15 protein-coding genes are annotated in these 18,830 nt (G+C 74.1%); 11 read left to right on the top strand and 4 right to left on the bottom strand.

Going from position 1 to position 18,830, the window contains the following annotated elements:
• Window positions 1–209: 209 nt before the first annotated feature.
• From ACH5AR_RS27305 to ACH5AR_RS27290, 4 genes are all read left to right on the top strand, one after another.
• Window positions 210–1,664, top strand: a complete 1,455-nt coding sequence (locus tag ACH5AR_RS27305) for a histidine kinase (protein WP_396304159.1) — start codon at window positions 210–212, stop codon at window positions 1,662–1,664.
• Window positions 1,616–2,263 (top strand): response regulator transcription factor, encoded by a 648-nt coding sequence (locus ACH5AR_RS27300; RefSeq protein WP_396304158.1) that lies wholly within the window; start codon window positions 1,616–1,618, stop codon window positions 2,261–2,263. Before ACH5AR_RS27305 ends, ACH5AR_RS27300 begins: the two co-directional genes overlap by 49 nt.
• Before the next feature lie 407 nt (window positions 2,264–2,670).
• Window positions 2,671–3,714, top strand: coding sequence for an isopenicillin N synthase family dioxygenase (locus ACH5AR_RS27295; RefSeq protein ID WP_396304157.1), 1,044 nt, complete (start codon window positions 2,671–2,673; stop codon window positions 3,712–3,714).
• 161 nt (window positions 3,715–3,875) lie between these two features.
• Window positions 3,876–4,763, top strand: coding sequence for a MerR family transcriptional regulator (locus ACH5AR_RS27290; protein ID WP_396304156.1), 888 nt, complete (start codon window positions 3,876–3,878; stop codon window positions 4,761–4,763).
• 126 nt (window positions 4,764–4,889) lie between these two features.
• On the opposite strand, the gene ACH5AR_RS27285 is transcribed toward ACH5AR_RS27290, so the two are convergent.
• Genes ACH5AR_RS27285 through ACH5AR_RS27270 form a run of 4 tightly spaced genes read right to left on the bottom strand, consistent with a single transcriptional unit; the run spans window position 4,890 to window position 10,681 of the window.
• The gene (locus tag ACH5AR_RS27285; RefSeq protein ID WP_396304155.1) at window positions 4,890–7,130 is read right to left on the bottom strand and encodes a 3-hydroxyacyl-CoA dehydrogenase NAD-binding domain-containing protein; all 2,241 of its coding nucleotides are present in this window, start codon (window positions 7,128–7,130) and stop codon (window positions 4,890–4,892) included.
• Between the two features lie 27 nt (window positions 7,131–7,157).
• Window positions 7,158–8,372, bottom strand: coding sequence for an acetyl-CoA C-acetyltransferase (locus tag ACH5AR_RS27280; RefSeq protein WP_396304154.1), 1,215 nt, complete (start codon window positions 8,370–8,372; stop codon window positions 7,158–7,160).
• Window positions 8,373–8,414: 42 nt separating this feature from the next.
• The gene (locus tag ACH5AR_RS27275) at window positions 8,415–9,557 is read right to left on the bottom strand and encodes an acyl-CoA dehydrogenase family protein (protein ID WP_396304153.1); all 1,143 of its coding nucleotides are present in this window, start codon (window positions 9,555–9,557) and stop codon (window positions 8,415–8,417) included.
• Between the two features lie 2 nt (window positions 9,558–9,559).
• Window positions 9,560–10,681, bottom strand: a complete 1,122-nt coding sequence (locus ACH5AR_RS27270) for a CaiB/BaiF CoA transferase family protein (RefSeq protein WP_396304224.1) — start codon at window positions 10,679–10,681, stop codon at window positions 9,560–9,562.
• Between the two features lie 463 nt (window positions 10,682–11,144).
• On the opposite strand from ACH5AR_RS27270, the gene ACH5AR_RS27265 reads away from it, so the two are divergent.
• From ACH5AR_RS27265 to ACH5AR_RS27235, 7 genes are all read left to right on the top strand, one after another.
• The gene (locus ACH5AR_RS27265) at window positions 11,145–11,480 is read left to right on the top strand and encodes a hypothetical protein (protein ID WP_396304152.1); all 336 of its coding nucleotides are present in this window, start codon (window positions 11,145–11,147) and stop codon (window positions 11,478–11,480) included.
• Between the two features lie 21 nt (window positions 11,481–11,501).
• Window positions 11,502–13,613: a hypothetical protein gene (locus ACH5AR_RS27260; protein ID WP_396304151.1), complete on the top strand. Its 2,112-nt coding sequence runs from the start codon at window positions 11,502–11,504 to the stop codon at window positions 13,611–13,613.
• Between the two features lie 4 nt (window positions 13,614–13,617).
• Window positions 13,618–14,679: a hypothetical protein gene (locus ACH5AR_RS27255; RefSeq protein ID WP_396304150.1), complete on the top strand. Its 1,062-nt coding sequence runs from the start codon at window positions 13,618–13,620 to the stop codon at window positions 14,677–14,679.
• A gap of 94 nt (window positions 14,680–14,773) precedes the next feature.
• Window positions 14,774–15,808, top strand: a complete 1,035-nt coding sequence (locus ACH5AR_RS27250) for a hypothetical protein (protein WP_396304149.1) — start codon at window positions 14,774–14,776, stop codon at window positions 15,806–15,808.
• An 82-nt stretch (window positions 15,809–15,890) separates the two neighbouring features.
• Complete coding sequence (locus ACH5AR_RS27245; protein WP_396304148.1) at window positions 15,891–16,490, top strand: GNAT family N-acetyltransferase; 600 nt, start codon at window positions 15,891–15,893, stop codon at window positions 16,488–16,490.
• An 81-nt stretch (window positions 16,491–16,571) separates the two neighbouring features.
• Window positions 16,572–17,549 (top strand): hypothetical protein, encoded by a 978-nt coding sequence (locus ACH5AR_RS27240; protein ID WP_396304147.1) that lies wholly within the window; start codon window positions 16,572–16,574, stop codon window positions 17,547–17,549.
• A complete protein-coding gene (locus tag ACH5AR_RS27235; RefSeq protein WP_396304146.1) occupies window positions 17,546–18,817 on the top strand; it encodes a sensor histidine kinase in 1,272 nt (423 codons plus the stop codon). Before ACH5AR_RS27240 ends, ACH5AR_RS27235 begins: the two co-directional genes overlap by 4 nt.
• The last annotated feature ends 13 nt before the right edge of the window (window positions 18,818–18,830 follow it).

The raw sequence follows: 18,830 nt of genomic DNA, 5'->3' as shown, positions 1-18,830 counted from the left end.
ACCCCGGGCCGGCTGACGGAACATCACGCTACGAATCGGCGGCACGTGCCGACAGCCGTCTGGGCGGCCTCTGCTGGGTGTATCCAGATACACCCCGAACTGGGTGTTCAGGCCTAAAGCGCCGGAGGCCCGCGCCCGGCAGACTGACTCGTCGAAAGGTCGGAACCGAGGTCCACGGGGGGCCGCGGAAGGGAAAGGGGGCGCGCCGGATGAACACGGGAGTACTGGACGGGTTGGCCCTTCGGGTCGGCCGGGCCTGCACCGACGGCGTGCGGGCGTGGTACGCGGTGACACTGGCCGTGACGGGGTTCCTCGCGCTGCTGGCCGGGCCGGTGCTGCTGGCCACCGCGCTGTTCGGGCCGGACGAGCCCCAGGGCCTCCACCCGGGCGGGCCGCTGGTCCTCGCGCTGCCGCTGGGGCCGGTCGCCGTCTGGGCGCTCTGCTGGGCCACCGGGGGCGGCGGCCGGGCGGTCGGCGCCGCGCTGTTCGCGCCCGGGGCGATAGCGCTGATGGCGGCGCAGATCTACGGCGGCGCCGCGCCCGGCGGCCGGTCCGGTGCGGCCTGGCTGGCGCCCTCGCTGCTGGTGCTCGGACTGTTCGGCGCCCGCTGGATCGCCACGGAGACGAGGCGCACCGTCGGGAAGTGGAGCGGGCGGCCGATCCCGGTACCGTACCGCCGCCCGGGCGGCAACGGGGCCGGGGCGTGGCAGCGGCTGCGGGCCGGCGGCTGGCTCGCCGACCCGGCGATCTGGCGGGACTTCGTCTGGACGCTGCTCAGCGGCGGCGCCGTGCTGTTCACCGCCGCGAGCGTCCTGCTGGCCCCGGTCGCCCTGGAGGTGTTCGGCCGGGACGGCCGGTTCTTCGCCCTGGGCGTCGTCTACTCGACGGGCCTGACCGTCGCCCCGGTCGCCGCCCTGTGGGCCGCCCCACCGGTCCTGCGGATCCACGAGGCGGCCGCCCGCGCCCTGCTCGGGCCCTCCCGGCGGGCCGAGCTGGCCCGCCGGGTCAGCCACCTCGCGCGGACCAGGGCGGACACCATCGACGCCGGCGCGGCCGAGCTGCGCCGCATCGAACGGGACCTGCACGACGGGGCCCAGGCCCGGCTGGTGGCGCTGGGCATGCTGCTGACCGTCGCCGAGCAGCTGAAGGACGACCCGGACGCCCTCGGGCCGCTGCTGGCCGAGGCCCGGTTGTCCTCGGTGAAGGCACTGGGCGAGCTACGGGACCTGGTCCGCGGCATCCACCCACCGGTGCTCGCCGACCGCGGCCTGGCCGACGCGGTACGGGCGACGGCGCTGGACCTGCCGCTGCCGGTCGGCTTCGCCGGCGGCCTGCCCGGCCGGGCGCCCGCCCCGGTGGAGTCGGCGGCCTACTTCGCGGTGACGGAGCTGCTGGCCAACGCGGTGAAGCACTCCGGGGCCTCGCGGGTGTGGATCGAGATGGGGCACAGTGACGGGCTGCTGCGGATATCGGTCACCGACGACGGGCGCGGCGGCGCCGAGCCGTCCCGGGGGACGGGCCTCAGCGGAACCGAACGCCGACTGGCCGCCTTCGACGGGGTGCTAGCGATCAGCAGCCCGCCCGGTGGACCGACCATTGTGAACCTGGAGATCCCGTGCGCGTTGTCATCGCCGAAGACCTCTTCCTCCTCAGGGACGGCCTGACCCGGCTGCTGGAGGCCAACGGCATGAAGGTCACCGCGGCGGTGGAGGACGGGGAACAGCTGCTCGCCGCGGTGGCCGCGGACCGGCCCGACATCGCCGTGGTGGACGTCCGGCTGCCTCCGGGCTTCACCGACGAGGGGCTGCGGGCGGCGCTGGCGGCCCGCCAGGCCCATCCGGGCCTGCCCGTCCTGGTGCTGTCCCAGTTCGTCGAGCAGCTGTACGCGCGCGAGCTGCTGGCGGGCAGCACCGGCGGGATCGGCTACCTGCTCAAGGACCGGGTGATGGACGGCACCCAGTTCATCGACGCCGTACGGCGGGTCGCCCAGGGCGGCACCGCGATGGATCCGGAGGTGATCACCCGACTGCTCACCCACAACTCCTCGGCCGGCCCGGTCTCCACCCTCTCCCCGCGTGAGCGGCAGGTGCTGGCGCTGATGGCGGAGGGCCGGTCCAACGCGGCGATCGCCCAGCAGCTGGTGATCACCGAGCGGGCCGTCGCCAAGCACACCGCGTCGATCTTCGTCCGGCTCGGCCTCCAGCCCTCGGACGACGACAACCGTCGGGTCCTGGCCGTCCTGGCCTACCTCAACAACTCCTGAAGGAGCCGCCACCGCCCGTACCGACCGCAGCCACCGCCCGTACCGACCGCAGCCCCGAACCGGGCCCCGCCCGGGATCCGGTACCACCGACCCGACCCACAACGTGATAGATCACCGACAAGTGGCGAGTGGCCCTCCGCTGCACGGGGCTCGCCTGCCGCAGAACGGGTCAATTAGGCTGGTGAGGTGCTCATCCTTGTTCGCCGCCGCCACGTGGACCTGCTCCGCGTGACGACCATGTCCTGTCGACGCTCCGGCTGAACCTCGCGCCACCCACCCTCACCGGCGGCCCCTGCCCGGCCGCCGCCACCTCCCGGCTCCCGGAGCACCCGCCGCACCAGGCGCTGCTCCGGCGTCCCCGGTCGACCACCGGGACCAGCCGGGACGAGACCCAGCGGATGTCACACATGACGCAGCAGTACACGCCCATATCCGAGACCGGCACCGGCTCCGCCCCGGTGGACGCCCTCCCGGTGATCGACCTCTCGCTCGCCGACGGCGGCCCGGAGGACCGCCGCCGCCTGCACGACGAGCTCCGCGCCGCGGCCACCGGCGTCGGGTTCTTCCAGCTGGTCGGCCACGGCGTCACCCCGGAGGAGACGGCCGCGCTCACCCGGGCCATGCGCGCCTTCTTCGCGCTCCCGGAAGCCGACCGGCTCGCCGTGAGCAACCTCAACTCCCCCCACTACCGGGGCTACACCCGCACCGGTGACGAGCGCACCGGCGGCAGCCAGGACTGGCGCGACCAGCTGGACATCGGCGCCGAGCTGCCCCCGCACGTCCCCGGCAGCGGCGAGCCCCCGTACTGGTGGCTGGAGGGACCCAACCAGTGGCCCGAGGCGCTCCCCGAGCTGCGCACCGCCGCGCTCGGCTGGATCGACCACCTCGGCGCGGTGGCCCGCCGCCTGCTGCACGAGCTCCTCGCCTCGATCGGCGCCCGCCCCGACTTCTACGACGAGGCCTTCGCGGTCCACCCCCACCTGCGCCTCAAGCTGGTCCGCTACCCCGGCACCGCCCCGGACGGCGCCGGCCAGGGCGTCGGCGCCCACAAGGACTACGGCTTCATCACCCTGCTGCTGCAGGACACCGTCGGCGGCCTCCAGGTCGAGCGCGCGGACGGCACCTTCCTGGACGTCCCGCCGCTCGACGGCGCCTTCGTCGTCAACCTCGGCGAGCTGCTGGAGGTGGCCACGGACGGCTACCTCAAGGCCACCAGCCACCGCGTGGTGAGCCCGCCCGGCGCCCGCGAGCGCTTCTCGGTGCCCTTCTTCTACAACCCCCGCCTCGACGCCCACATCGCACCGCTGGACTTCCCGCTCGCCCACCACGCCCCCCGTGCCACCGAGGACCCGGACAACCCGCTGTTCGCCGACTTCGGCCTCAACGAGTGGAAGGGCTACACCCGGGCCCACCCCGAGGTCACCCGCCGCCACCACGCGGCCCTCGTCTGACCCACCGCGGCGACGGACCCCCGGATGCCCCCGCCCGTACGGGCGGGGGCATCCGTCGCGCGGAGGCCGAACACCCGCCCGCCCGTGCGGTGGACCGCCCCGGCCCGCACTGTCACACTGCTGCTGTCACAGCAGGAGTGTGCCAGCGCGGGAGGCGGCGGATGGGGGACCACGGCGGGGCCGGGCCCGGGACCGAAACGGGGGCCGGGGCCGGAACCGGCACCGGGGCCGAATCAGGGGCCGGGGTACGGCTGACGGTGGACGAGCTGGCGGCGCGGGCCGGGGTGACGGTGCGGACGGTCCGGTTCTACGGCACGAAGGGGCTGCTGCCGCCGCCGGAACTGGGGCCGCGGCGGGTCGGGCTGTACGGGGAGGCGCACCTGGACCGGCTGGGGCTGATCGAGGAGTTGCAGCGGCAGGGCCTGACGCTGGCCGCGATCGAGCGGTACCTGGCCCGGCTGCCGGAGGACAGCTCGCCGATGGACCTGGCGATCCACCGCGCGCTGGTGGCGTCCTGGACGCCGGAGACCCCGGAGGAGGTCACCAGGGCGCAGCTGGAGCGGCGGGCCGGGCGGGGGCTGACGGAGGAGCAGGTCGAACGGCTCGCCGCGATGGGCGCGCTGGAGCGGACGCGGGATCCGGAGGTGTTCCGGGCGGATCCCGGGCTCCTGCCGCTGGGCGTGCGGATCCTCGACGTGCCGATCCCGCTGGAGACGCTGCTGGCCGCCCGCGGGGTGGTGCTGGAGCACAGCCGGGCGACGGCCCGGGAGTTGCACCGGCTGTTCCGCGAGACGGTGTGGAAGCCCTACCGGGAGAGCGAGCCCGAGCCGGCGGAGCTGGCCCGGATGCGCGCGCTGACGGACCACATCCAGCCGATGGTGGCACAGGCCCTGGTCACGGCCTTCCAGCGCTCGCTCCGGGAGGAGCTGGGCGAGGAGCTCGGCCGGGATCCGGGGCAGGACCCGGAGCCGCCCGTGGAGCCGGAACCGGAGAGGAGACAGGCCCCGGAACCGGAACCGGAACCGGAGCCGAGACAGGCCCCGGAGTAGGCCCTGGGACAGGCCCCGGGTGGGGACGCGCGGCGCACGCCCTCACCCGGGACCGACCAGCCCGTGAAGGTCAGCCCCTGAAGGCCAGCCCCTGAAGGCCAGCCCGTGGCGGCCAGCCCGCAGCGGTCAGTCCGTGAAGGTCCGCCCCTCGGCCGCGACGCGCTCCAGCAGCGCCGGGGGCGCGAACCGCTCGCCGTACGCCGCCGCGAGCTCGCGGGCACGGGCCACGAAGCCGGCCGGGCCGCCCTCGTACCCGTTGATGTACTGGAACACGCCGCCCGTCCAGGCCGGGAACCCGATGCCGAGGATCGAGCCCACGTTGGCGTCGGCGACCGAGGTCAGCACGCCCTCCTCCAGGCAGCGCACCGAGTCCAGCGCCTCGCTGAACAGCATCCGCTCCTTGAGGTCCTCGAAGGGAACGGCCGAGGGCTCGGCCGAGGGCTCGGCGGAGGACTGGGCGGAGGACTCGGCAGAAGCACCGGCGGAAGCCGAGGACCCCCCGAAGTGCTCCAGCAGCCCCGGCCAGAGCCGTCCGCGCCTGCCGTCCGCGCCGTACTCGTAGAAGCCCGCGCCGCCGCTGCGCCCGGGGCGGCCGAACTCGTCGACCATCCGGTCGACGACCGCGTCCGCCGGATGCGGCGTCCAGGTGCCGCCGGCGGCCTCCACCGAGCGCCGGTACTCGTCGCGGATCTTGCGCGGCAGGGTGAGGGTGAGCTCGTCCATCAGGGAGAGCACCTTGGCCGGGTACCCGGCCTGCGCGGCGGCCTGCTCGACGCTGGCCGGGTGGACGCCCTCGCCGACCATGGCGACGCCCTCGTTGAGGAACTGGCCGATCACCCGCGAGGTGAAGAAACCGCGGGAGTCGTTGACCACGATCGGCGTCCGGTCGATCTGCCGGACCAGGTCGAAGGCCCGGGCCAGCGCCTCGTCCCCGGTGCGCGGGCCGCGGATGATCTCGACCAGGCGCATCTTGTCGACCGGCGAGAAGAAGTGCAGCCCGATGAAGTCGGCCTGGCGCTCGACGCCCTCGGCGAGCAGGCCGATCGGCAGGGTGGAGGTGTTGGAGCAGAGCAGGGTGTCGGGGCCGACCACGCCCTCGACCTCCTGGAACACCTTGTGCTTGAGCTCGGTGTTCTCGAAGACCGCCTCGATCACCACGTCGCAGCCGGCCAGGTCGGCGGTCTCGGCGGTGGGGGTGATCCGGGCCAGCAGTTCGTCGCGCTTGGCCTCGGTGGAGCGCCCGCGCGCGACGGCCTTGTCCAGCAGCCCCCGGGAGTAGGCCTTGCCGCGCTCGGCGGCCTCGACGCTGACGTCCTTGAGCACGACCTCGATGCCGGCCTTGGCGCAGGCGTAGGCGATGCCCGCGCCCATCATCCCGGCGCCGAGCACGCCGACCCTGCGGACCAGCCGCTTCTCGACGTCCTTCGGGCGCCCGGCACCGGAGTTGACGGCCTGCATGTCGAAGAACAGCGCCTGGATCATGTTCTTGCTGGTCTGCCCGCAGGCCAGCTCGGTGAAGTAGCGGGCCTCGACCGCCATCGCGGTGTCGACGTCCACCTGGGCGCTCTCCACCGCGGCGGCCAGCACGTTGCGCGGGGCCGGGTAGGGCGCACCGCCGAGCTGCTTGCGCAGGTTGGCCGGGAAGGCCGGCAGGTTGGCGGCGAAGGCCGGCGTGGCCGGGGTGCCGCCGGGGATCTTGTACCCCTTGACGTCCCAGGGCTGGACGGCGGTCGGGTTGGCCTCGATCCAGGCGCGCGCCCGGGCGGTCAGCTCCTCGGGGGTGTCGACCAGTTCGTGCACCAGCCCGTGCTCCAGCGCCTGCGCCGGGCGGTACTGGCGGCCCTGGAGCAGGAACTTCAGCAGGGCGTCGGTGATGCCGAAGAGCCGGACGGTGCGGACCACCCCGCCGCCGCCGGGCAGCAGGCCGAGGGTGACCTCGGGCAGGCCGATCCGGCTGGCGGGGGTGTCGAGGGCGATCCGGTGGTGGCAGGCGAGGGCGATCTCCAGGCCGCCGCCGAGCGCGCTGCCGTTGACGGCGGCCACGACCGGCTTGCCGAGGGTCTCCAGGGTGCGCAGCGCGCGCTTGATCCGCATCGACTTCTCGAACACGGCTGCGGCGTCCTCGGGGCGGGCGGCGGAGAGCATCCGCAGGTCTCCCCCGGCGAAGAAGGTCTTCTTGCCGGAGGCGATCACCACACCGCGCAGGCCGTCCGAGGCGGCGAGGGCGGCCAGCCGCCCGACGACGGCCTCGAAGTCGGCGGTGAAGGCCTCGTTCATGGTGTTGACGGACTGGGTGGGGTCGTCGAGGACGAGGGTGACCACGCCCTCCTGGTCCTGCTCCCAGCGGATGGTGGTGGTGTCGCTCATCAGGTGCTCCAGGTCTGGGAGGGGAGGTCAGATGCGCTCGACGATGGTGGCGATGCCCATGCCGCCGCCCACGCAGAGGGTGATCAGGCCGTAGCGCTGGTCGCGCCGCTCGAGCTCGTCGATCACGGTGCCGAGCAGCATCGCGCCGGTGGCGCCGAGCGGGTGGCCGAGCGCGATCGCACCGCCGTTGACGTTCACCTGGTCGTGGCGGAAGCCGAGTTCGCGGATGAAGCGCAGGGCGACGGCCGCGAAGGCCTCGTTGATCTCGACCAGGTCGATGTCGGCGGCGGTGAGCCCGGCCTTGGCGAGCGCCTTGCGGGTGGCCGGGGCGGGGCCGGTGAGCATGATGGTCGGCTCGGAGCCGGAGACGGCGGCGGAGACGATCCGGGCGCGCGGGCGCAGCCCGTACCGCTCGCCGACCTCGCGGTTGCCGATGGCGACGAGCGCGGCCCCGTCCACGATCCCGGAGGAGTTGCCCGCGTGGTGGACGTGGTCGATGGCCTCGACCCAGTGGTACTTCTGCAGGGCGACGGCGTCGAAGCCGCCCGCCTCACCGATGCCGGCGAAGGAGGGCTTGAGGCCGGCCAGGGTCTCGACGGTGGTGCCGGGGCGGATGAACTCGTCGCGCTCCAGGACGACCAGGCCGTTGCGGTCGCGCACCGGGACGACCGAGCGGTCGAACAGGCCGTCCGCCTGGGCCTTGGCGGCGCGGGCCTGGGACTCGGCGGCGAAGGCGTCCACGTCGGTGCGGGAGAAGCCCTCGATGGTGGCGATCAGGTCGGCGCCGATGCCCTGCGGGGCGAAGTTGGTCTCGTACGCCGTCATCGGGTCGGCGAACCAGGCGCCGCCGTCGGAGGCCATCTTCACCCGGGACATCGACTCGACGCCGCCGGCCAGGACCAGGTCCTCCCAGCCGGAGCGGACCTTGGCGGCAGCCAGGTTGACGGCCTCCAGGCCGGAGGCGCAGAAGCGGTTCTCCTGGACGCCGGCGACGGTGTCGGGCAGGCCGGCCGCGATGGCCGCGATCCGGGCGATGTCGGAGCCCTGGTCGCCGACCGGGCTGACCACGCCGAGCACGATGTCGTCGATCGCGGCCGGGTCCAGCCCGGGGAAGCGGTCGCGCAGTGCGTGGATCAGCCCGACGACCAGGTCGATCGGCTTGGTGCCGTGCAGCGAGCCGGTGGCCTTGCCCCGGCCGCGCGGGGTGCGGATCGCGTCGTAGACGTACGCTTCGGTGGTCACGGTGGGAACGCCTTTCAGGGCAGGGGGCTTGGGGAGGGACGGTCAGCCGAGGACGGAGCGGCCGACGATCTCCTTCATGATCTCGGTGGTGCCGCCGTAGATGGTCTGGATGCGGCCGTCGGTGAACGCCCGGGCGACCGGGAACTCGCTCATGTAGCCGTAGCCGCCGTGCAGTTGGAGGCAGCGGTCGGCGGTGCGCTTCTGCAGCTCGGTGGCCCACCACTTGGCCATCGAGGCGTCGGCCGGGGTGAGCGCCCAGCGGTTGTGCTCGGTGATGCAGCGGTCCACGAAGGCGCGGGTGACGGCGCACTCGGTGGCCAGTTCGGCGATCTCGAAGCGGACGTGCTGGAGCTTGGCGAGCGGCCGGCCGAAGGCCTCGCGCTGCTTGACGTAGTCGGTGGTGATCTCGACCAGGTACTCGGCGCCGGCGATCGCCGCGGCGGCGATGGTGAGCCGCTCCTGGGCGAGGTTCTGCATCAGGTGGACGAAGCCGCCGTTGAGCTCGCCGATCAGGTTCTCCTTCGGCACCCGGACGTCCTCGAAGAACAACTCGGCGGTGTCCTGGGCCTTCTGGCCGATCTTGTCGAGGTTGCGGCCGCGCTCGAAGCCGGGCGTGCCGCGCTCGACGGCCAGCAGGCTCAGCCCGCGGGCGCCGCCCTCGGGGGTGGTGCGGGCGACCACGATCACCAGGTCGGCGAGGATCCCGTTGGAGATGAAGGTCTTGGCGCCGTTGAGCAGGAAGTGGTCGCCCCGGTCGACGGCCTGGGTGCGGATGCCCTGGAGGTCGGACCCGGTGCCGGGCTCGGTCATCGCGATCGCGGTGATCAGCTCGCCCGAGCAGAATCCGGGCAGCCAGCGGCGCTTCTGCTCCTCGGTGGCGAGCGAGGTGAGGTACGGGCCGATGATGTCGTTGTGCAGGCCGATCGCCAGCCCGGACGCGCCGGCCCTGGCGAACTCCTCGGCCAGCACGGCCGCGTAGCGGAAGTCCGGGGTCCCGCCGCCGCCGTACTCCTCGGGGACGGCGAGGCCGAGCAGGCCCTGGCGGCCGGCCGCGAGCCACGCGGACCGGTCGACGATCCCGGCCTTCTCCCAGCGGTCGTAGTGCGGCAGCACCTCCTTGGCCAGGAAGGCCCGCACGGTGGCCCGGAAGTCTTCGTGCTGCTCGGTGAGGATCTCGCGCTGCACCGCTACTCTCCTTGCTCTGCCGAGGGGTTGAGGGGGTCGAGGGAGGGGACGCGCCAGTCCCGGGACACTTCGGCGGTGTCCGCGCCCGGCCTGGCGGGCGGGCGGCGCAGGGCTCCCGGGGTGGCCGAGAAGCGCGGGGCGGGGGCGGGCTGGGTGACGCCGCCCGCCTCGACGTACGTGCCGCGCGCCGCCAGGTGGCCGTCGGCGGCTGCCTGACGCATCGTCAGCACCGGTTCCACGCAGGCGTCGGAGCCCGCAAAGACGGCCTCCCACTCGGCCCTGGTACGGGTCGCGAAGCGGGCGGCGATCAGGGCGCGCAGCTCGGGCCAGCGGGCCGGGTCGTACTGGTCGGGCGCGTCCGGGCCCAGCTCCAGCAGCCGGGCGAACTCCGCGTAGAAGCGCGGCTCCAGCGCGCCGACGGCCAGGTGCCCGCCGTCGGCCGCCCGGTAGACCGCGTAGAACGGGGCGCCGCCGTCCAGCAGGTTGACGCCCCGGCGGTCCTGCCAGTGGCCGGCCGCGAGCAGGCCCCACAGCATGCTGCCCAGGTGCGCGGCGCCGTCCACGATCGCGGCGTCGACCACCTGCCCGGCGCCGGTGGCCCGGGCGTGGTGCAACCCGGCGAGCAGGCCGACGACCAGGTAGAGCGAGCCGCCCGCGTAGTCGCCCAGCAGGTTGGCCGGGATGCCGGGGGCCTCGTCGGCCCCGCCCGGCGCCGCCACCATCCCGAGCACCCCGGCGACCGCCGCGTACCCGAGGTCGTGCCCGGCGGTCCGCGCCCGGGGGCCGGACTGGCCCCAGCCGGTCATCCGCCCGTACACCAGCGCCGGGTTGCGCGCCAGGCAGGCCTCGGGCCCGACCCCGAGCCGCTCCGCGACGCCCGGCCGGTAGCCCTCGATCAGCAGGTCCGCCCGCTCGACGAGGTCCAGCACCCGCCCGGGGCCCCCGGGGGCCTTCAGGTCGACCAGCACCGAGCGCTTGTTGCGGTTGCTGAGGTCGTACGCCGGGTCGGTGCCGAGCGGCGAGGGCTCCGGCCGGTCCACCCGCACGACGTCCGCCCCGAGGTCCCCCAGCAGCATCGCCGCGAACGGCCCCGGGCCGATCCCGGCGAGCTCCACCACCCGCACCCCCGCCAACGGCCCTCCGGCCCCCGGTGCCCCGCTCGTGTCGCCCACTGGCACTGAACCCTTCCGCCGGGTTTGACAGTAAAGCTGTAACACTCGGGATGATAGGCAAGCGACCCGCCGGTAACAAGACCTCCGCACCCCTCCGGCGCCCCGATTCCCGCGCGGCCCGGCCCCGGTGGCCCCGGCCACGCCCCGCGCACCCGGCACCACGGAGGGTGGGTCCGTGCACTGACGGAGGCTCCCTGTACGGTCGTCATACCGCAGAGAGGGGGAGGACCGCTCTGCCGACCGGGGAGGGACACAGCACGCCATGGGCAACCAGAACTTCGTCACGGGACCGGTCGCTCCGGCCGGGGCCCCGACACCGGGGCCGGGGCCGGGGCCGGCGGCCCCGTCCGCCGTCGGGTCGCCGTACGCCAATCCGTCGCAGCCCGGCGACACCAGCGTGCCGCCGCTCCCCCTCATGCCGCCCGGCAGGGCGACCACCCGGCTGGACACCCCGTACGAGCTCACGGCCTCCGCCGCGATAGCCCGCCAGATAGCCGCCGACCTCGATGACGCGAACGGCAAGGCGGGCCCCGGCGCGCACAGCCTCACCGAGTACGCGAGCACCGCGTCGACCAGGATCCGCGGCTTCGCCTTCGGTGGCGCCCTCACCAGCAGCACCGAACGGTGGCTGCAGCAGTGCAAGGCCCTGCACGGCAAGCTCGGCAATGCCGCCAACAACCTGGACCGGACGCGGCAGTACTACAACTCCAACGAGACCACCATCGCCACCGACTTCCGCGCGGGCCGGTAGAGGACGAGGAGGAACAGACAGATGGTGTCCTTCAAGGAACTCCACGAGGCCGACTTCTCCGCGGTCAACGACGCCGCCGAAGCCTGGGCCGGCGTGGCCAAGGCCCTGACCGCCCTGGACGGGCGAGTCACCAAGGACCTCACCAGCACCGCACAGCGGGCCGGGTGGAAGGGCGACGCCGCCGACGCGGCGACCACGTCGATGCAGGAGATCGACGGGGACTTCAAACAGGCCTCGGCCGTCGCCACCGCCCTCGCCGCGATCATGAAGACCGCTGCCGAGGACTTCGCCGCCGCCCGGCGCGACCTGGACGCGGCGCTCCACGACGCGCAGGCCGACTCCTCCCTCAGCGTCACCGCCGACGGTGCGGTCAACTGGACCGTGCCGAAGGAGTCGAGGAACGACCCCGAAGCCGAGCGCACGATCCGGGCGAACGCCCAGGCGCTGTCGGACCGGCTCAACAAGGCCGTCGCGAAGGCCACCGCCGCCGACCAGAGGGCCACCGTCGACCTCCGGGCCGACATCGGCACCAGCACCACGGCCTTCAACCCCGCCCCGGGCGGTGCCGGCCCGGTCGCCGACGCCAAGCGGGCCACGGACCTGATGTCCAAGGCCGGCAGCCTCACCGACGACCAGCTCAAGCAGCTGCAGGCCCTCATGGCCGCCAACGCGGAGAACAAGGACTTCTCCACCACCCTGCTCAACGGCCTCAACGCCGGCGGCAGGACCGGCCCCGAGGCCCTGCTGGAGTACAGCAAGGTCTACGACGGCCTCGCCCACGGCAACCACAACGCCGCGGGCTACCAGGACGTCTACAAGAACCTGTCCGTCGCCCTGGCCACCGCCACCCGCGACGGCGGGATGGGCAAGGAGTGGCAGGACGGCCTGCTCACAGCCGCCCGCCGCCCGGGCGGCTCGGCGGCGGGATGGAACGACAACTACCCGGCGCTGACCTCGCTGATGGGCGCCGGCGGCACGTACGACAAGGGGTTCCTGCTCAAGGTCGGCAATGACCTGGTGGACTACGAGCGGAGCAGCAAGGCCAAGGGCGAGGAGCTGTGGGGCCCGGAGTGGATCACCGACCCCCAGAAGGGCGACCCCTTGACCCCGCTGTTGAGGATGATGAAGGGCGACGTGGCGACGACCCAGGAATTCCTCGACCCAGGCAGGAACCAGAACCTCGTCTACCTGCTCAAGGACCGCACCTGGCTCGACGAGAGCGAGGAGGGCAAGCTTCCCCAGAGCGTCGTACGGGACACCTCCCACCGTGTGTTCGCGGAGATGCTGGAGTCCGCCGCGACCGGCCACGAGCCCGGCCAGCCGCCGGTGCGGCCGCACGACGCCGTGATGAACCGGATCACGGACACCGCGCTCTCCACTCTGGGCGGGGACAAGGCGGGCAACGAGAACGCTCTGTACTCAGGACTCCGCCGCCCGATGGCCAACGTGGTCAGTGAGTACATCGGCGACACTCACGACATCCTCAGCAAGGACCTCCCGGGCGCCTCCGAGCCCGGCGGCCTGAGCACCACCCGCGAACAGCTGCTCCGGGTGATCCGCGGCACCGCCGAGGACCCTGAGTCGTACTCCCTGATCCACCTGGCCGAGACCCAGGAGGCGGCACGACGAATGGCCGAGTGCGGACCGGAAGCGTTCAGGGACGTCAACGGCCGACCGGATCCGAAGTTCGAAGGTGCCGTCAACCAGGCTGCCAAGGCGCTCGGCGCCCTCGATGCCGTCCAGGCAGACACCATCACCGACCACAAGTCCGACGAGCAGTTCAAGGTCAACTGGAAGGCCAAAATGGACTATCACTACGTCGGCACGGTGGCGAACATGCTCCCCGGCACGAGCTGGCTGCCGGTGGGAGACATAGCCCAGCGCTACGTCGACGCCGCCACGTCCGAATGGGCGGCCAAGGTCAGCTCGGAGATCGACACCAAGGCCCAGGGTGACCTCAGCAAGCTCTACACCGTGGGCCAGTCCCAGGTGCAGGCCATGCTGATGAAGGAGGCCCACGAGCGCGGCGTACCTGAACGCGACCCTCTCCTCGGTCAGCTGGCGGACTCGGCCAACGTCCACTACCAGACGTCGATCACCCAGGCCCACACCGCGGCCTTCGGGAAGGGGTGATCCCGTGACGGGACGACAGCATGAGACCTCGGCCGGACCAGTCGGCAAGGTCGACCCGGCGCCCGACCGGCGGGGGTTCACCACGTGGCCGCTGCGGGTGCGGGCGGTGGTCGCCGCGGTGGCCGTGGCGGCGGTCGCGGCGGGGGCGGGGGCGGCCCTCGCGGACAACCTGACCAACGCGTTCGGGCCGGACAGCGTGTGCGGCGGTGCGGTGAGCGCGGGCGCGCTGAACGACGCGCTCGGGTCCGGCCCCGTCCGCAGCGAGACGAACGGCGCCTGGGAGTCACCCAGTGGCGGGGCGTTCTGTACGGCGAGCGTGAGCCACGGCGTGTTCGGCGACGACCGGTCCGTCTTCGTGCAGGTCCTCCAGGCCGACGACCTCGGCCCCTATCTGGCCGACTCCGGAGACCGGCTGTTCGCCGCCTCGGTGAACGGTGGCGCGAGCGGGGCGGCCCGCGACGACCGGGCCTGGGCGCTGCTCCCCGAGGGATGCGGCAACGGGGTGCGCGTGGAGGTCAGGTCGGGTGGCCCCGGCGGACCGGGCGCCGGGAAGCTCGCCCGCCTCGCGGTGGCCGCGGCGAACGGCCTCGCGGCGGACAAGGGGTGCGGGAAGGCGCCGCTTCCCCCGCCGCGCGAGCTGTCCCAGGCCGGGCAGGAGCATCCGCTGAACCCGGCCTCCGTCTGCGGCCTGCCGGGGTTCGCCGCTTCCGGTACGGCCGGGGGCAAGGGTTTCCAGGAGACCGTGAGCACGGCGTTCGACCCGCTGTGGGTCTGCCGGATCAGCACGGACCAAGGCCGGCCCTCGATCTCCTTCTCCATCGGGACCGAACCCCGGGTCCGCGGCCCGCTGTCCGAGAAGGACGCCTCCCCCGCGTACGGGCGGTCGCGCTGGGCCGGCTCGCCCATGACGAAGAGTGAGGTAATGGCCACCTGCCAGGGCAAGCCGACCTACTTCCGGATGGACTCCGACATCACCGTCCACGGGCCTCTCCCCGACACCGGCGAGGCCTGGGAGCAGTTCCTCACCGCCGGGGGCAAGGCGATCGGCTGCGAGCCGATCCTCTAGCCACCCCCGCCCGTGGGCGGCCGGAGCCCTACCGGCCGCCCACGGGAGCCCGCCTGAATCCGACCCATGAGCGACAACCGGGGAACGACACACCATGGACGACAAGGACGACGCCTCCGCCGACGGTCGCGCCGGGCGCAGGGACCCGGCGCCCGACCGGCGGGGGTTCACCACGTGGCCGCTGCGGGTGCGGGCGGTGGTCGCCGCGGTGGCCGTGGCGGCGGTCACGGCGGGGGCGGGGGCGGCCCTCGCGGACAACCTGACCAACGCGTTCGGGCCGGACAGCGTGTGCGGCGGTGCGGTGAGCGCGGGCGCGCTGAACGACGCGCTCGGGTGGGGCAAGGTCAGCGCCACGACGTACGGCGACGGGAAGCTGGACGCCCCGGGCGCCTCCTGCGTGGTGACGGTGGACAACGGGGTCTTCGGCAACGAACGGGTCGTCGTCGTCGAACTCCCGACAGCCGGAGACCTCGCCAGGTTCAAGGTCGACGCGGAGTCCCAGCTGTTCACCGCCGCGGCGAACGGCGGTGCGGCCGGCGCCGTGCACACGTCGTCGTACGCCTTCGCCCTGCTCCCGGAGGGATGTGCGAAGGGCCAGCGGGCCACGGTCAAGTCCGGCTCCTCCGACGCCTCGAAACTCGCCGGGCTCGCCACCTCGGTGGCCAACCGCGTCGCGGCGCAGCAGGGGTGCGGCGGCGCGCCCCTTCCGGCACCGAGCCGGCTGACCGCAGCGGGTACGGACCGCCCGCTCGACCGCGACGCCGTCTGCGGCCTGCCGGGGCTGACGGTGCCCGCCACGCCCGGTGGCCCCGACTACCGGGAGACCGTGACCACGGCGAGCGATCCGCTCTGGGCCTGCAGCATCCGTGCGGTCGCCGACCGCAGGTCCTCGATCACGTTCGTCATCGACACCGATCCCCGCCTCGTCCGACCGTGGACCGGCGACTCCGAGCCGGCGTTCGGCCGGGCCCAGTGGGCGGGGCAGAACGAGGTGACGGCCACCTGCCAGGGCAAGCCGACCCGCTTCCGGTTCGAGGCCGACGGCTTCCGCGACCTGATCGGCGCGACGACCTGGGAGCAGTTCCTCACCGCCGGGGGCAGGGCGATCGGCTGCGAGCCGATCCTGTAGTGGTCCGGAAATGGGTGGGCGGGCATCGGGGTAATGGTCTACCGTGCGGAAGGCCTGTTACGCGAGAGACGGGGAATGCAGCATGACCACCGGCACCGACCAAGCCGCCCGCACCGCCCGCACCGCCCGCACCGCCCGCACCGCCCGCACCGCCCGCACGATCGTCGCCGTCTCCGAGCGGCTGGTGCTGACGCGGCCGCAGGAGGGGGACACAGCGGCGGTGTTCGCGATCCACGGGGATCCGGAGACCAACCGGTACAACCCGTACGGGCCGCAGCGGGAGCTCGCCCAGGCGCAGGAGATGCTGGACGGCTTCGTCGCCGACTGGGTGCGGGACGGGGTGGGGTACTGCGCCGTCGCCGCCCGGGAGGCGCCGGAGACGGTCATCGGGTTCGCCGGGCTCTACCTGCACACCCTGGACGGGGAGCGGGTGTTCAACCTCTACTACCGGTTCCGGCCGTCCGCCTGGGGCCGGGGGTACGCGGCGGAGGCCGCCCGGGCGGCGATGGCCGAGGCGCTGCCGCGCCACCCCGGTGTCCCGGTGGTCGCCCTGATCCACGCCGACAACCTGCCCTCGCGCCGGCTCGCCGAGCGGCTCGGGCTGGTCGCCGACCCGGACGGCCGCACCGACGAGGAGGACCGGCTGATCCACCGCGCGGCCCCGGCCGCCGCGTCGGTCTGAGACCGGGATCCCCCGCCGGGGGGAGCGGGATCGCACCCCGGGCGGAGGCCGCGGGCCCGGCCCGCGCGGGAGCGTGGGGGCATGAGGATCGATGAGCGCAGGATCCGGGCCGGGGCGGCCTGGACGGCGGTGGCGGCGACCGCGCCGTACCTGACACTGAAACTGCTGTGGCTGACCGGGCACCCGGTGGGGGCGGACGATCCGGCCGAGATGGACCGGCTGTGGCTGGTCAACCTGCTGACCTTCGGCATGGACGCGATCGCCGTCGCCCTGGCGCTGGCGTTCGCCCGGCCGTGGGGGCGGCGGGCGCCGGCCGGGCTGGTGGCGTTCCCGATGTGGGTGGCGACCGGACTGCTCGGCACGATCCTGGTCGCCCTGCCGGTGTACGTGCTGGGCTTCCTGGTGCTCGGGCCGGAGAGCGGCTCCCCGGACGACAAGGGCCTCGGCGGCTGGATCTTCTTCGTGGTGTACGGCGGCTTCGCCGTCCAGGGCCTCGCGCTGATCACCGCCTTCGCGCTGTACGCCCGCCGCCGCTGGCCCGGGCTGCTGCGGGAGCGGATCGGCGACCTGCCCGCCTCCCCCGCGCTGACCGTGCAGCGCGTCCTCACCTGCGTCGCCGCGCTGCTCGCCGCGGGCGTGGCGGCGGCCCGGGCCTACTGGGCGCTCGGCGGCACCGCCGGGCTGCCGCTGAGCATGGTGGAGGCCCCGAAGCGGGGCGTGGCGCTGATGAACGGCGTCACCGCGGTGATGGCGGTGGCCGCGACCGCGGCGCTGCTCGTCCTCGTCTTCCGCGTCCACCCGGGGCGCCGGCTGGTCGGGCCGCTGGTGGTGGCCTGGACGGCGGCCGGCTCGCTGTTCGGCTGGGGCTCCTGGCAGCTGGTGGCCTTCGGATCGATGTCGGCCCGGGTGACCGAGCTGCGGTCGGCCGTGCCCGGGCTGTTCACCCTGGTGGAGTCCGCCCAGGTGGTGGCCGCGGTGCTGATGCTGGCCGTCGGGGCGACGGCACTGACCGAACGGGGCGCCCTGCGCCGCGCCGCTGCCGTAGAGTCGCGCGGGTGATCACGGGGGTGGGCGGCCGCGTGCGGCGTACGGCGGCGGCGGCGGTGGGGCGGCGGGCCCGGCTGCGCTGGGTGCACCTGGTGCTGGGCGGCGCGCTCCTGATGCCGTACTGGATGCTGTCGGTGGTGCTGTTCGGGGCGCTCAACCCGAACCAGCCGCCCGGGCGCCAACTGCTGCTGTACGTCCTGTCGTTGCTCACCTCGCTGCCGTTGGCCGCGGTGACCGCGCTGGTGCCGGTGGTGCGGGGGCTGGAGGGCGCGGCGGCGCGGGCGCTGTGCTCGACGGACCGGCCCCAGGAGCTGGCCACCGGCCCGGCCCGCTCCTGGGCAGCCCGGTGGCGCACCGCGCTCTGGTACGTGCTGCACCTCCTGTTCGGCGGGGTGGTCTCCGGGATGACGCTGGCCGGCACGCCCTTCGCGGTGGTGCTGATCGGCGGCCTCGGCGGGACCAGGCAGTTCGTCCAGGGGTGGGAGCAGGACGTCCCCGGCTGGCCGGTCAGCGGGCCGGTGCTCGGCCTCGGCCTGCTACTGCTGATCGTCGGCACCAACGCCGTCTGCGGTGCGCTGCTGGCCCGCTGGGCACCGGACCTGCTCGGCCCGACCCCGGAGGAGCGGGTGGCCGCCGCCGAGCGCCGGGCCACCGTGCTCGCCCAGCGCAACCGGCTGGCCCGCGAGCTCCACGACTCCGTCGGGCACGCGCTGAGCGCCGTCGGCATCCAGGCCTCGGCCGCCGCCCGGGTGCTGCGCAGCAACCCGGACTTCGCCGCCGAGGCGCTCGCGGCGATCGAGGAGACCGCCCGGGCCGCCGTCGCCGAACTCGACGCCGTGCTCGGACTGCTGCGCGAGGAGGACCCGGAGGCCGCCGGCCCGGCCGGCCCGACCCTCGCCGGGCTGGACGACCTGCTGCGCCAGCTCGGCCGGGCCGGGGTGGTGGTGCGGGCCGACCTGGCGCCGGGGCTGGCGGGCCTGCCCGGGCCCGTCTCCCGCGAGGCGTACCGGATCGTGCAGGAGGGCCTGACCAACGTGCTGCGCCACGCCGGGCCCGCCGCCCCGGCCGGGCTGCGGGTCGGGCTGTCCGGCGGCCGGCTGGAGATCGACCTGACCAACCCGCTCGGCGCCGCCCGGCCGAGCCGCCCCGGCGGCGGGCGCGGGCTGCGCGGGATCGGGGAACGGGCGGCGGCCCTGCACGGCGGCAGCACGGCGGGGCCGGACGAGGACGGAACGACGTGGCGGCTGGCGGTCTGGCTGCCGGTGGGAGGGACGACGTGAACGGGGGCGACGA

It is taken from the genome of Kitasatospora sp. NPDC018619 (assembly GCF_044391605.1).
Lineage (GTDB): Bacteria > Actinomycetota > Actinomycetes > Streptomycetales > Streptomycetaceae > Kitasatospora.
Note: the sequence above shows the minus strand (reverse complement) of the source record. Positions and strands in the feature narration are given on the sequence as shown.